Here is a 13,343-nt window from a genome sequence, read left to right as displayed (position 1 = left end):
ACCCCTGCAACCTCCAACTGCTCTACCAGGGCCGCTCCCCCAACTCCGGCGGCGACTACGGCCTCCTGCCCTACCGGCCCGGACTGCTCACCCTCCAGCGCTGAGCCGGCCGATCGAGGAGAGAGGTCCGATGAGAAGGCACAGAACGACCCGTACCGCGGTGTTGTCGGCCGGGGCCGTCCTGCTGGCGTCGACCGCGATGGCCGCGGCGCTGCCGGCCGGGGCGGCGGCCGCCGGCTGCGCGGTCACCTACGCCGTGTCGTCGCAGTGGCAGGGCGGCTTCGGCGCGAACGTCACGGTCACCAACCTCGGTGACCCGGTCAACGGCTGGACGCTCACCTGGTCCTACGCCGCCGGCCAGACCGTCACCCAGGCGTGGAACGCCACGGTGACCCAGAGCGGCGCGGCGGTCAGCGCCCGCAACGTCGACTACAACGGGTCCATCCCCACCAACGGCAGCACGTCGTTCGGCTTCAACGGGGCCTGGACCAGCAGCAACCCCGCACCGACGAGCTTCGCGCTCAACGGGGTGACCTGCACCGGTGGCACGACGACGCCGACCACGTCGCCGTCCACCTCCCCGACGAGTTCGCCCACCACCTCGCCCAGCAGCCCGCCGCCCACCGGGGCGGCGGACATCACCGTCAACACCACCAGCCGCTACCAGACCATCGACGGGTTCGGCGCCGCGGTGTCGATCTGGGGCGGCGCCTGGTCGACGGCCGAGACGCAGACGCTCGTCGGGCTCGGCCCCAACCAGCTCGGCCTGTCCATCGTGCGTACCGGCATCTCGCCGGTGTCCGGCGAGTGGGGCACCCAGGTCAGCGCGCTGCGGACGGCGAAGTCGTACGGGTCGAACGTGAAGATCATGGCGTCGCCGTGGACCGCCCCGGCGGCCTGGAAGACGAACAACAGCCGGATCAACGGCGGCAAGCTGCGCACCGACTACTACGACGACTACGCAGGCCACCTCAACAGCTACGTCCAGTACATGCGCAACCAGGGCGTGACGATCGACGTCACGTCCGTGCAGAACGAGCCGGACTGGCACCCGGACTACGACTCGATGGACTGGAGCGGCACCGAGCTGCAGACCTTCGTACGGGAGCAGGGCGCCAAGGTGCAGAACACCAAGCTGATGGTCGCCGAGGCGGTGAACCTGAACTACGGCTACACCGACCCGACGCTCAACGACGCGGCGGCCCGCAACAACATCGGCTACATCGGCGGTCACCTGTACGGCACCGAGGCGTCCGGCCGGCTGAAGCCGTACACGCTGGCGCAGCAGTACAACAAGCCGGTGTGGATGACCGAGTGGAACCTGCACGAGGCCGACGGCGGCGGCTCCAACATCTGGGGCAACCCGGCCAACGCGGCGGCCTGGAACGAGACGCTCGACGACATCATGCGCACCGTGCACAAGTCGATGGAGTCGAACTGGAGCGCGTACGTCTGGTGGTACGGCAAGCGCTACTACTCGTTCATCGGTGACGGCGAGTCCGCGTACGGCACCGTGGCGGGCGCGCCGCTCAAGCGGGGGTACGCGTTCTCGCAGTACGCGAAGTACGTGCGGCCCGGCTACCAGCGGGTCGCCCTGACCAAGAGCTCGAAGGCGTCGCCGCTGGAGGTGACCGCCTATCAGGGCGACGGGAAGGTCACGCTGGTGATCCTCAACCGGTCGACCAGCGCGGTGAACAACGCGATCATCCAGGCGCCGCAGAACGTCAGCCGGGCCGAGTACGTGGCCACGTCGCAGAACGCCAGCGCGGCGAGCCAGCCGGTGGGCGTGAACGGCAACCAGGTGACTGTGAGCGTCGGCGCGCGGAGCATCTCCACCGTCGTGCTCACCCTCTGACCGGGGACACGCACAGGGGCGGGGGCGGCCGGATCGGCCGCCCCCGCTCGTGTGTGACTGCTAGCTGGCGTACGTCTCGAACTCGCCGACCCTCGGCGTACCGCCGGAGCTGTTGATCTTGAAGTTGATCTTCTTCAGCGAGGTCGCGCCGAAGGTGATCTGGCCGGCCCCGCTGCCGGAGGCGAGCACCGCGCCGGTGTCGTTGTTGACGAGCTGCCACGACCCGATCGAGCCCGAGGTGCCGGACGGCTCGCGGATGACCACGCGGGACACGGTAGTGGCCGAGCCCCACTTGATCGAGACGGTGCCGGTCGACCCGGACGGCGACCAGTACGTGCTCAGGTTGCCGTCGCGCACGTTGCCGTAGCTGGTGCCGTCGGCCTTGCTGGACCCGTCCGCGCCGGCGCCGGAGACGAGGCTCAGGTTGGTCCCACCGGACGGCGGCGGGGTGGTCGTCCCCGGCGGCGGCGTGGTGGGTGCGGGCGTGGTCGGCCCCGGCGTGGTCGGCGCCGGCGACTGCGGCGTGCAGTTGCCGTCGGACACCCGCAGGCCGGTGTTGGCGCCCGCAGTCTGCCGCACGATGTCCGGCACACAGCTCGCCGCGTCGAGCCGGTACGAGTACGGGACGCTCACGGTGGTCGTCGAGGTCACGTTCGGCCCCGCCGGGTAGTTGTCGCTGCCCGGCGAGGACCAGGTCACGTTGTCGAAGATGTTGCCGCTGACCTGCCAGGTGCCGCGCTCGCTGGTGTAGAACGTGCCGAGCACGTCCTTGGAGTTGCGGAAGTAGTTGCTGTCCACCTTGGCCCGCGCCCCGGCCCGGGAGTTGATGCCCGACTCGTGCAGCCCGTTGTAGTGGTTGTTGAACATGTGGGCGATGCCGCCGCGCAGCAGCGGCGTACGGGAGTCGATGTTCTCGTACAGGTTGTGCTCGAACGTGATGTAGCCGTTGCCGCGGTCGCTCTCACTCGATCCGATCAGGCCACCCCGGCCGGAGTTGCGCAGGATGCTGTACGACAGCGTCACGTACTGGGTGTCGTCCTTCATGTCGAACAGGCCGTCGTAGCCCTCCGACTCCCCGCCGGACGCCTCCAGCGTGACGTGGTCGACCCACACGTTGCGGACGCTGCTCTCCATGCCGATCGCGTCGCCGCCGTTGGAGGTGGGCGAGCCCGACTTCTTGACGTTGCGCACCGTCACGTTCCGGATGATGATGTTGCGCGAGTCGCGGATGTGGATGCCGAGCTGGTCGAAGACAGCGCCGCTGCCCACGCCGATGATGGTGACGTTGCTGATCTGCTTCAGCTCGATCACGCCGTCCGCGGTGTTGCAGCTCGATCCGGAGACCTTGCTGGTGTTGCCGTGGTTGATGGTCCCGGTCACCTCGATGGTGATCGGGGTGCTGCTGCTGGCCCGGCCGCAGAGCGCGGCGTGGATGGCGGTGCCGGTGGTGGCGCGTACGGTCTGCCCGCCCGCACCGCCGGTGGTGCCGCCGTTCTGGGTGGCGTAGCCGGTGGCACTGCCGGCCGCCGCCGACGCCTGCGGGGACGGCAGCACCACGGCGACGGCGATACCGACGACCGCCGTGGCCAGTGCCGCGTGGAGTCGCAGCGCGACTGTTCTTCTCATGTCGCCTCATTCCTTTTTCGAGCATGCGGGAATTGCCGCCGAGCAGCGGCAGTCACCGAATGGGAATAATGCGGAGCCGCGACGCGATCAGGCGCGCCGCCGGCGAATGTGGTTCATCTGCGATGCCCGGCCCGCACATGAAACATCGATGTAACGCAATCGTATGAAAGCGCTTTCCAAGAAGGCAAGAGCTGGCGTTTGCAGGTTTTTTGCACTACTCCGGGCGGCCGGAGGCCGCGGACGCCTCCTTGACGGGACGTGCGATCGGTGGTTGCCTGCACCCCACCCCGGAGATTGATGTTCGTCTACTTCCAGCCCCCACGAGGAGCGCCATGACCCATCCCCGCAGGACCCCGCTGGCCGCGGTCACCGGCGCGCTCGCCGCCGTCCTGGCCGCCTCCCCGGCGGCCGCCGCACCCCCGGCGGAACCCGCCACCACCGGCAACGCGTGGACCGCCGACCTCACCGTCGTCGACGCCGACGACGTCGACGTCCGCTGGACGGACGCCGGGCTGCGTATCGCCGGCACGGCGAGCCGCCCGGCCGCCCAGCGCCGGCAGACGGCCGCGGGCATGCTCGTCACCGCGCCCCACCCGCTCGCCGCGCCGGCCAACCGGGTCCGGGCCGACGTCGACGCGACCACCGGCACCGGCGCCGTCGAGGTGGCGGCACGCGGCTGGCGATCGGGCGCGTGGACCGAGTGGCGGTCCGTCTCCGGCGCGGCCGTCTTCGACCAGCCGGTCACCCGGGTGCAGATCCGGGTGGCCCTCACCGCCGAGCGGCCGCCCACCGCGCCCACCGTGCGCGGGGTCCGGCTCGTCGCCGACTCGGTCGCCGCCGTCACGGCCGCCACCCCGGGCCTCACCTACCGGGTGTACGCCACCCGCGAGGGCCTGGTCGGCGGCACCACCGCCAACGGGCACGTGATCGTCTCGCGGGACCACTTCGTCGCGCTGCCGTCAGCCCGCGGGCTCGCGCCGAAGAACACCGGCGACTACACCGTCCGGGTCTGCACCACCACCCGCAGCCGCTGCGAGTACGCGCCGGTCTGGGACATCGGACCGTGGAACACCAGGGACGACTACTGGAACCCGAGCGGTGTCCGGGAGATGTGGAAGGACCTGCCGCAGGGCCGGCCCGAGGCGCAGGCCGCGTACCAGAACGGCTACAACGGCGGCCGGGACCAGTTCGGGCGCGTGGTGGGCAGCCCGGCCGGCATCGACCTCGCCGACGGCACGTTCTGGGACGGTCTGCTGCTCACCGACAACGCCTGGGTCGACGTCGCCTACCTCTGGACCGGCACCGGCACCCGGGGCCGGATCGGCAGCGGCCCGCTCAACATCCGCTCCGGTCCGAGCACGAGCAACCCCGTCGTCGGCCTGGCCGCCACGTACGCCAACGTGCCGATCGAGTGCTCGGTCACCGGCCAGTCGGTCAGCGGCCCGTACCGGACCACCAGCCAGTGGAACCGCCTCGCGTCAGGACACTTCGTCAGCCACGCGTACGTCTCCAGCGTGACGGGCACGATCGCGCCCTGCTGAGGACGACCCGCCCGGGGCGTGCGCCGGCACCGCGCCGCCCCGGGTGCGCTGGATGAGCACGACGCAGGCCAGCACCGCGCCCGCCACCACCAGCGCGCCGGGCGTGACCGCCTCCCCGAGCAGCACCGCCGACCAGATCAGCGTGAGCACCGGCTGGACGAGCTGGATCTGCCCCACCTTGGCGATGCCGCCCCGGGCCAGCCCGGCGTACCAGGCGAAGAAGCCCAGGAACATCGACACCACTGTGAGGTAGCCGAACCCGGTCCAGGCGACGACGCCGCCCCGCGGCGGGTGGACGAGTGCGGCCACCGCCGTGACCGGCACGGTGACCGGGAGCGACAGCAGCAACGCCCAGCAGATCGTCCGGGCGCCGCCGAGTTCGCGGGCCAGCCGGCCGCCCTCGGCGTACCCGAGTCCGCAGAGCACCACGGCGGCGAGCAGGAACAGGTCGGCGGCCGACAGCGCGCCGCGCATCGAGCCGCTCGCGGCGAGGAACGCGAGCACCAGCGCCAGGCCGGCGGCACCGGCGAGCCAGAACAGCGGCGGCGGCCGTTCACCGGCGCGGAGCACCGCGAACACGGCGGTCATGGCGGGCAGCACGGTGACGACCACGGCGCCGTGCGCTGATGTCTGTGTGGTGAGCGCGAGCGAGGTGAACAGCGGGAAGCCGACCACGACGCCGAGCGCGACGATCGACAGCCGTCGCCACTGGTCCCGGGTGGGGCGCGGCGCACCGGTCAGCCGCAGGTAGGCCCACGCGAGCAGCGCCGCGCCGACCGCCCGTCCGAACGCGACGAACCAGGGGTCGAGTGTGTGCACCGCGACGCGGGTGGCCGGCAGCGACATGCTGAAGGCCAGTACGCCCAGCGCGCCGAGGGCGATCCCGGCGCCCGGTCTCACCGTTACCGTCGTCGGGGCAGTAGCGCTACTCTGTTCCGTCATGAACGATGGTAGCGCTATCGACCGTGTGGTCCGGCATCTGGGTGCGCTGGCGGCGGACGCCGCGCCCGGCACACGGCTGCCGTCGGTGCGGGAGCTGACCGCGCACCATCACGTCTCCCCCGTCACGGTCGCCGAGGCGACCCGGCGGCTCGTCGCGGACGGCCTGGTCGAGACACGTCCGGGCCGCGGCGCGTACGTGGCGGCCCGCCGAGCCGACCCACCGCGGGCGGACCTGTCGTGGCAGACAGTCGCGCTCGGCTCGCGGCGGGGCGGCGAGGAGGAGATGCAGGCGCTGCTGGCGCTACCGCCGTCGGGCGCGATCCCGCTGACCGGCGGCTACCTGGACCCGGACCTCCAGCCGGCCGCCGCGCTCGGTGCGGCGCTCGCCCGGGCGTCCCGGCAGCCCGCCGCGTGGCAGCGCGGCCCGGTCGAGGGACGCGCCGACCTGCGCGCCTGGTTCGCCCGCGAGGCGGGTGGCGGCCTGCGCGCCGAGGACATGGTGATCTGCCCGGGCGGGCAGGCCGCGCTCTCCTCCACGCTGCGGGCGCTCACCGTCCCCGGCGACACGATCCTGGTCGAGTCCCCCACCTACCTGGGCGCGCTCGCCGCCGCGCGCGCCGCCGGGCTGCGGGTGGTGCCCGTCCCCGCCGACACCGACGGGGTACGCCCCGACCAGCTCGCCGCCGCGTTCGCCCGCACCGGCGCCCGCCTGTTCTACTGCCAGCCCTTGTACGCCAACCCGCACGGCGCGACCCTGTCCGCCGCCCGGCGTGGCGAGGTGGCGGAGGCGGTGCGCGAGGCCGGGGCGTTCCTGGTCGAGGACGACTACGCCCGCGACCTCGCCATCGACGGCGAGGCCCCGCCGCCACTGGCCGCCGACGACCCGGACGGACACGTCGTCTACCTGCGCTCGCTGACCAAGTCCACAGCACCCGGCCTGCGGATCGCCGCGATCGGCGCGCGAGGGCCGGCCGGGGCGCGCCTGCGCGCCACCCGCCTGCTCGACGACCTCTTCGTGGCCGGGCCGCTGCAACAGGCCACAGTCGAATTCCTCAGCGCGCCGGCCTGGGACCGGCACCGCCGCAGCCTGCGCGTACAGCTGCGCGCCCGCCGGGAGGCGCTGCTCGCCGCGCTGGACCGGCACCTGCCGTCGCTGACCCCGCGCGCCATTCCGCGCGGTGGCCTGCACCTGTGGGTACGCCTGCCCGACAACACCGACGACCTAGCGGTGACCACTGCGGCCGCGGCAGCGGGGGTGACCGTCTTCCCCGGCCGCCCCTGGTACGCGGCGGAACCCCCCGCCCCCCACCTGCGCCTGACGTACGCCGCCGCCCGGCCCGACCAGATGGACGAGGCCATCCGCCGCCTCTCCACAGCCCTCCCGTCCTGACCGCGGCGACTCACACCTCCGTCGATCTTGGACTTGTGGTGCCACATCTTGCCGGCTTCGCCCAACTATCGAAGGTGCCACAACTCCAAGATCGGCGTTCGGCTCGGCCGCCCCCACGTCCCCCGCCCCGCCCCACGCCCGCGATCTTGCAGTTTGGCGCCCCTCATACCAGGAGTAATCCGGCATCACGGGGGTCGAAAGTGCAAGATCGCGGGGTGGAAAGGGCGGGGCGGGGGCGGAGGTCAGTTACGCGTGATGGCGAAGGTTGTTGTGGTGTTCTTGATGTCCTGGGCGTTGTCGGTCAGGTGGAGGTTGGTGAACGTCGCCGCGCCGACCGCGGGGCCCTGACCTGCCTCGGGCATCTCGTTGACCCAGATGCCGAAGCCGGACTTCGCGTCGAACGCGTCACCGCTGCGCCGCGCCCCCGAGATCGACACGTTCGTCAGCACCGTGTCGGTGATCGGGTTCTCCGGCTGGCTGCCGTTGTACTTGGTCTGGAACATGATCCCCGAGTACGTGAGCTGGTCGGCGATGTAGAGGTTGCGGAACACGTTGTCGTAGCCGCCGTACACCGCCACCCCCGCCGCCCGCCAGGTCAGCGTGGCGGTCAGGTTCTCGAACATGTTGCCGTGGTTGCCGCCGGAGCCGCCCTCGCCCTCGCGCTGGTGACACACGACGCGACCCCCGCCGGACGGGCCGACGGGGGTCGCGGTGCGGGTGGATCAGGCCTCGGTGAGCTGGCCGCGCAGCTTGGTCAGGGCGCGGGCGAGCAGCCGGGACACGTGCATCTGGGAGACACCGACGCGGGCGGCGATCTCGCTCTGGGTCAGGTTGCCGTAGAAGCGCAGCGTGAGGATCTTCTGCTCGCGCTCGTCGAGCGTGGCGAGCGCCGGGCCGAGCGAGGCGCGCAGCTCGGCCAGCTCGTACTCGTTGTCCTCGGTGCCGAGCGTGTCGCCCAGCTCGGTGGCGCTGTCGCCGTCGCCGATCGGGGTGGACAGCGACACCGCGTTGTACGCGCGGGCACCCTCCAGGCCCTCCAGCACCTCTTCCTCGGTGACGTCGAGGTGGGCGGCGATGTCGGCGACGGTCGGGGCCCGGTTGAGCGTCTGGGTCAGCGTGCTGTTCGCCTCGGAGATGCGCAGCCGCAGCTCCTGGAGGCGACGCGGCACCCGGATGTTCCAGGTGCGGTCGCGGAAGTGCCGCTTGATCTCGCCGAGGATCGTCGGGATGGCGAAGCCGGCGAAGTCGACGCCGCGCGAGGCGTCGAACCGGTCGACCGCCTTGATCAGGCCGAGCGCGGCGGTCTGGGCCAGGTCGCCGGCCGGCTCGCCGCGGCCGCTGTAGCGGGCGGCCAGGTGGTTCGCCAGCGGCAGCCACGCCTCGATGACCTGGTTGCGGAGGGCGGCCCGCTGCGGGTGGTCGGCGGGCAGTGCGGCGAGCGCCGCGATCAGCTCGCTGGCGCGGGTCTCCTCACCGGTCTGCGGCGCGCGGTGCACCTCGGTGGCGGTCGTTCCCATGGTCATCGTGGTCATGCTGCCCTTCCTGTCCTCGGAGAACGGGTGGCCTCCCACACCGGTCGTGCCAGCCACACTAGACCAAAGGTCACCACCAAATCAACCGAACGGACGATGGAGATTTAGCCTCATATACGGACAAAGCGGCGACGCGAGCCATCATCGGGGTAGCAGCGGCCGGTAGTCGGCGGCGGTGAGCGGCAGCGCGGAGAGGCTCCCGTCCGCGCGGGGCACCTCCAGCGGCTGCCCGTCCCGGCGGAACGCGACGCTGTACACGTCCGGCCGTTGAGTGAGGCTGCACACGATCTGCCCGAAGGCGAGCACCTCGTCGTTGCGGCCGGTCTCCTCCCCCGCCTGGCGCACGTCGACTGTCGCCAGCGTGCCGGCCAGCGTCGCGCCGGCCACCGCCACAGTGCCCGGCAGCGCCGTGGCCAGCCCCTGACGGCGCTCGCCGCCGTCCGGCCCGGCCAGCAGGTGCTGCAGATGCGCGTCCACGCCCGGCAGCCCGTCCACCCGGCGCGTGACCACGACCAGCCCGTCGTCGCGGACGAAGCAGAACGGCTCGTCCACCCGCCCGTCCCCGTCGGCGGTCGAGGACACCGTGGGGGTCGGGAACGCCCCCGGCGGCGTCTGCACCAGGCGGGGCTCGTCGTCCACCGGCACCCCGCAGCCGGCCAGCAGCACGACCACGAGCAGGCCCGGCAGGAGCCGCCGGCGGCTCATCGCAGCGCCCCGGGCAGCTCGACCCGGAACCGGGCGCCGGGCTCGCGGTCCAGCACCGCGGCCGTACCGCCGTGCGCGGCGGCGTGCTGCGCCACCAGCGCGAGCCCGAGGCCGGTGCCGTCGGTGCCGGCCCGGTCGTGCGCCGCCCGCCCCCTGACGAACCGGTCGAAGATGATCTCGCGGTCGCCGGGTGGCACGCCCGGACCGGCGTCGTCGACCTCCAGCACGCCCACGCCGTCGCGCCCGGTGAGGCGTACCGCGACCGGCCCGCCCCCGTACCGCTCGGCGTTCTCCAGCAGGTTCAGCAGCGTCTGGGCGAACCGGCGCCGGTCGACCCACCACAGGCGCGGGGCGTCGCCGTCGACTGTCACCAGGCTCTCCGGCAGCGACCGCTCCCGGCAGGCCGTCCGGGCCAGCTCCACCACGTCGACCGTCTCGCGGTGGGCCGGCTGCTCGGTGCGGGCCAGTTGAATGAGGTCGTCGACCAGGCGCTGGAACCGGGTCACCTCGTCGGCGACCAGGCCGGCCGCCGTCGCGGTGCGTTCGTCCTGGTGCTCCCGGCGGCGGTTGAGCACGCTCGCGGCGGCGGCCAGGGTCTGCAACGGCGAGCGCAGTTCGTGGCTCACGTCGGCGGCGAAGCGCCGGTCCCGCTCGATGCGGTGCACCAGCTTGTCGACCATCTCGTTGAACGAGCTGGACAGGCGGGTGAGATCGGGATCGGTGGTCGAGTCGAGCCGGGTCGCGAAGTCGCCCGCGGCGATCCGTTCCGCCGCGTCGGCGACCGCGGTGAGCGGCCGCAGGCTGTGCCGGGTGGCGTACCAGCCGAGCGCCGCGCCCGCGCCGGCGACCATGATCGCCACGGCGATCAGCGCCAGGCCCACCACCTGGAACGTCTCCTCGACCTCCCGCAGCGAGGTCAGCTCGTAGTAGCCGAGCGCGCCGGGCAGCGGCACGCCGACCAGCAGCGCGGGCTGCCCGTCGAGCCGGATCCGCTGGACCGCCGGCTTGCCGTCGGCCACCATCCGCTGCAACTCCACCGGCACCGAGCGGGCCCCCACGTCGGCGGTCCGGGCGTACCAGCCGTCGGGCAGGTGCAGCAGCGGACGGCGGGCGCTGCCGGTGTCGAGCGAGCGCAGCACGGCCACCACGTCCGGGGTGCCGGTGTCCAGGCCGGAGCGGACCACCGCGGCGTCGTAGTAGGCGGCCCGGACCGCGGTGCGCTCCCGCTCGTCGAGCAGCGAGCGCCGGGTCAGGTCGTACGAGAAGAGGGCCATCAGCGCCGACAGCAGCAACGCGCCGACGGCGAACGCCGCGGTGACCCGGGCGCGCAGGCCGGGCCGGGTCATCGCTGGAGCTTGTAGCCGAGGCCGCGCAGGGTGACCAGGTGGCGCGGGTTGGCCGGGTCGGTTTCGATCTTCTGCCGCAGCCGGCCCACGTGCACGTCGACGAGCCGCTCGTCGCCGGTCTCGTAGCCCCAGACCCGGCTGAGCAGCTGCTGACGCGACAGGACCCGGCCGGCGTGCTCGGCCAGCTCGCAGAGCAGCCGGAACTCGGTGCGGGTGACCGCCACCGGCCGGCCCGAGCGCCGCACCTCGCCGGCTTCGGCGCTGATCTCCAGGTCGCCGAAGAACTGGGCGGGCACCGGCCCGGCCACCGTGCGGACGCGCCGGCGCAGCGCCCGCAGCCGGGCGGACAGCTCCTTGATCGCGACCGGCTTCACCACGTAGTCGTCGGCGCCGGCCTCCAGCGCGGCGACGATGTCGTGGGTGTCGTCGCGGGCGCTGATCACCACGACCGGTACGTCGTCGTCGCGGCGCAGCTGACGGATGCAGTCGAACCCGTTCATGCCGGGCAGCATGAGGTCGACGAGCACGTAGTCCGCCGGCTTCTCCCGCTGCCGGCGCAGCCCGTCCTCGGCGGTCGGCGCACCGTCGGCCTCGTAGCCTTCCTCCTCCAGGGCGAGCTGCAGCGCGAGCCGGATGCGGTCGTCGTCCTCGATCACCAGTACGGCCGTCATATGGGCATCATGACCGGCCCGGCACTGGTCGCCCAATCGCGTGGGCCGTTCGTGGTTTTTGTCATCGAACCGTCACACAACCGTCCGGTGACCTCCAAGATCCCTGCGCAGAGTGGGGACTGACCCGATCCCGTCACGGAAGCGACCCGATGCCTGCCAGCCTGCCGTCCCCGCCGGAGTCCGCCGTGCCGCACGTGCGCGTGGACATCACCGACGAGCTGGACCCCGCCGGGCTGTCCGAGGTCGCCCACGTGCTGGACCGCATCCTCGCGCTACGGCCCCGCGAGCTGACCGTCGACCTCGCCGGGTGCCGGCATGTGGACCCCGCCGCCGTCGCGCTGCTGCTGGACGTGCACCGCCGGCTGGCGCGGCAGGGCGGCCTGCTCACGCTGAGCAATCCACATCCACGGATCCGGCGCATCCTGGAGAACTCCGGGCTCGGTGCCGTACCCGTCGTCGACACGCCCCGTCCGGCCGCGCGCGGCCGGGCCCGGGTCGCGTCCGCATCTCGCTGAGGAGGAGTGGTGACCGGCAGCACGCTCGTCGGAGCGCTCGTGGTGGGTCTGGCCGTCGGCGGGCTGGGACGCCTCGTCCTGCCGGGGCGCAAGGCCGTCCCGGTGTGGCTGACACTCGCGCTCGGCGTGGCGTCCGCGCTGCTCGGCGCGATCGTGGTCGGCCTGGTGGACCACCGCACCGACGGATCGCCGGTGCTGCCGCTGATGGTGCAGACCGGCTTCGCCGCCGTGGCGGTCGTGCTGGCGGTGGTCGCCGCGGGCCGGCCGGAGCCGGAGGGCCAGACGCCGCCCGGTGCGGGCGGCGGCCGGCGGAAGGAGGAGGTGTGACTGTCGTACCCGCGGACCACCTGATGATGCTCATCTGCGACGGCTGCGGCGACAGCGTCACCAGCACCGGCGCCACGCTGCCCGACGCCGAGGTGGTGTGGACGCTCGTGTTCGAGCACGACTGGGTCGGCTCCCCGTTCGCGTCCGGACCCCACCACTGCCCCCGGTGCAGCACCCGGGCGGTCATCGCCGACGACGGCCTGGGCATGGACGACCTGGAACAGGTCGCCGGCACCCCTGCAGCGCACGACGTCGACCCGGCCACCGCGGTCCGCCGTGCCCTCGCCGAGCGCTCCCGCCGCGAGGACATGGAGCTGGTCGACCTGTCCGGCCTGGAGGTGATCGACTCCGCCGGGCTCAGCCTGCTGGTGCGCGCGCACCAGGACGCGCGGCGCGACGGCCGGCAACTGTGCCTGCTGTCGCCGTCGCGGTTCGTGCTCACCGTGCTGCACACCATGCGGCTCGACGGCGTCTTCACCGTCGTCGACGGCCGCGCCCCGGCGCCGGGCCCCGCAACCCGGCGACCGGTCCTGACCGAACAGAAGGAGCCCTCCCCGTGGTGATGCCCTGGCCGTACCCCGAGTTTCCGTACACCGGCGGCGGACCGGAGCCCGACGACGCGGACACCCGGCTCGCGTCGCTCGTCGCGCAGCGGCTCAGCGCCGACTGGACCACCCGCCGGCAGCAGATCACCGTTACCGTGCAGAACCGGGTGGTGATCCTCGCCGGCCTGGTGGCCGACCCGGAGACCCGCCTGGTCGCCGCCGAGCTGGCCTGGGACGTGCCGGGTGTGTTCGACGTCTGCAACGCGCTGCGGCTCTACGGCGGGCGGCGCGGCGGCCGCTGAGCCGCGGCTGTTGCACGCATCGGCGTCCACCTCTACGCTCGGCCCT

13 protein-coding genes and 1 pseudogene are annotated in these 13,343 nt (G+C 72.7%); 7 read left to right on the top strand and 7 right to left on the bottom strand.

Annotated elements, in window-relative coordinates:
- The first annotated feature begins 130 nt into the window (after positions 1-130).
- Positions 131-1,855 carry a cellulose binding domain-containing protein gene (locus tag OC439_RS29495; protein WP_262016279.1) on the top strand — a complete coding sequence of 575 codons (1,725 nt, stop codon included), beginning with the start codon at positions 131-133 and terminating at the stop codon, positions 1,853-1,855.
- A gap of 60 nt (positions 1,856-1,915) precedes the next feature.
- Here OC439_RS29495 and OC439_RS29490 read toward each other — a convergent pair whose 3' ends face one another.
- The gene (locus tag OC439_RS29490; protein ID WP_262016278.1) at positions 1,916-3,481 is read right to left on the bottom strand and encodes a polysaccharide lyase family 1 protein; all 1,566 of its coding nucleotides are present in this window, start codon (positions 3,479-3,481) and stop codon (positions 1,916-1,918) included.
- 332 nt (positions 3,482-3,813) lie between these two features.
- Between OC439_RS29490 and OC439_RS29485 the strand changes: the two genes are divergently transcribed.
- On the top strand, positions 3,814-5,022 hold the full coding sequence (locus tag OC439_RS29485) for a hypothetical protein (protein WP_262016277.1): 1,209 nt from the start codon (positions 3,814-3,816) through the stop codon (positions 5,020-5,022).
- Here the strand turns inward: OC439_RS29485 and OC439_RS29480 are convergent.
- On the bottom strand, positions 4,960-5,922 hold the full coding sequence (locus tag OC439_RS29480; RefSeq protein ID WP_262016276.1) for a DMT family transporter: 963 nt from the start codon (positions 5,920-5,922) through the stop codon (positions 4,960-4,962). The genes OC439_RS29485 and OC439_RS29480 overlap by 63 nt on opposite strands.
- A 40-nt stretch (positions 5,923-5,962) precedes the next feature.
- Here OC439_RS29480 and OC439_RS29475 point away from each other — a divergent pair, with 40 nt between their 5' ends.
- On the top strand, positions 5,963-7,354 hold the full coding sequence (locus tag OC439_RS29475; protein ID WP_262016275.1) for a PLP-dependent aminotransferase family protein: 1,392 nt from the start codon (positions 5,963-5,965) through the stop codon (positions 7,352-7,354).
- A 242-nt stretch (positions 7,355-7,596) separates the two neighbouring features.
- On the opposite strand, the pseudogene OC439_RS29470 reads toward OC439_RS29475, so the two are convergent.
- The 5 genes and pseudogenes from OC439_RS29470 to OC439_RS29450 all read right to left on the bottom strand — a co-directional run.
- A pseudogene (locus tag OC439_RS29470) lies at positions 7,597-8,007 on the bottom strand (hypothetical protein); the annotation flags it as partial.
- A 69-nt stretch (positions 8,008-8,076) separates the two neighbouring features.
- Positions 8,077-8,886 (bottom strand): SigB/SigF/SigG family RNA polymerase sigma factor, encoded by an 810-nt coding sequence (locus tag OC439_RS29465; protein WP_410054975.1) that lies wholly within the window; start codon positions 8,884-8,886, stop codon positions 8,077-8,079.
- Positions 8,887-9,027: 141 nt separating this feature from the next.
- Positions 9,028-9,591, bottom strand: coding sequence for a GerMN domain-containing protein (locus OC439_RS29460; RefSeq protein ID WP_262016274.1), 564 nt, complete (start codon positions 9,589-9,591; stop codon positions 9,028-9,030).
- Positions 9,588-10,937 carry a sensor histidine kinase gene (locus OC439_RS29455; RefSeq protein ID WP_262016273.1) on the bottom strand — a complete coding sequence of 450 codons (1,350 nt, stop codon included), beginning with the start codon at positions 10,935-10,937 and terminating at the stop codon, positions 9,588-9,590. The genes OC439_RS29460 and OC439_RS29455 overlap by 4 nt, the downstream gene beginning before the upstream one ends.
- Positions 10,934-11,608: a response regulator transcription factor gene (locus tag OC439_RS29450; protein ID WP_262016272.1), complete on the bottom strand. Its 675-nt coding sequence runs from the start codon at positions 11,606-11,608 to the stop codon at positions 10,934-10,936. The genes OC439_RS29455 and OC439_RS29450 overlap by 4 nt, the downstream gene beginning before the upstream one ends.
- Before the next feature lie 149 nt (positions 11,609-11,757).
- Between OC439_RS29450 and OC439_RS29445 the strand changes: the two genes are divergently transcribed.
- From OC439_RS29445 to OC439_RS29430, 4 genes are read left to right on the top strand one after another with little or no spacing between them, the layout of a single operon-like run.
- On the top strand, positions 11,758-12,123 hold the full coding sequence (locus OC439_RS29445) for an STAS domain-containing protein (RefSeq protein WP_262016271.1): 366 nt from the start codon (positions 11,758-11,760) through the stop codon (positions 12,121-12,123).
- A gap of 9 nt (positions 12,124-12,132) precedes the next feature.
- Complete coding sequence (locus OC439_RS29440) at positions 12,133-12,450, top strand: GlsB/YeaQ/YmgE family stress response membrane protein (RefSeq protein WP_262016270.1); 318 nt, start codon at positions 12,133-12,135, stop codon at positions 12,448-12,450.
- Complete coding sequence (locus OC439_RS29435) at positions 12,447-13,013, top strand: STAS domain-containing protein (protein WP_262016269.1); 567 nt, start codon at positions 12,447-12,449, stop codon at positions 13,011-13,013. Before OC439_RS29440 ends, OC439_RS29435 begins: the two co-directional genes overlap by 4 nt.
- Positions 13,007-13,297, top strand: a complete 291-nt coding sequence (locus tag OC439_RS29430) for a BON domain-containing protein (RefSeq protein WP_013476931.1) — start codon at positions 13,007-13,009, stop codon at positions 13,295-13,297. Before OC439_RS29435 ends, OC439_RS29430 begins: the two co-directional genes overlap by 7 nt.
- The last annotated feature ends 46 nt before the right edge of the window (positions 13,298-13,343 follow it).

The sequence above is a fragment of the Micromonospora sp. Mcm103 genome (assembly GCF_024519755.1).
GTDB classification, from domain to species: domain Bacteria; phylum Actinomycetota; class Actinomycetes; order Mycobacteriales; family Micromonosporaceae; genus Micromonospora; species Micromonospora aurantiaca.
Note: the sequence above shows the minus strand (reverse complement) of the source record. Positions and strands in the feature narration are given on the sequence as shown.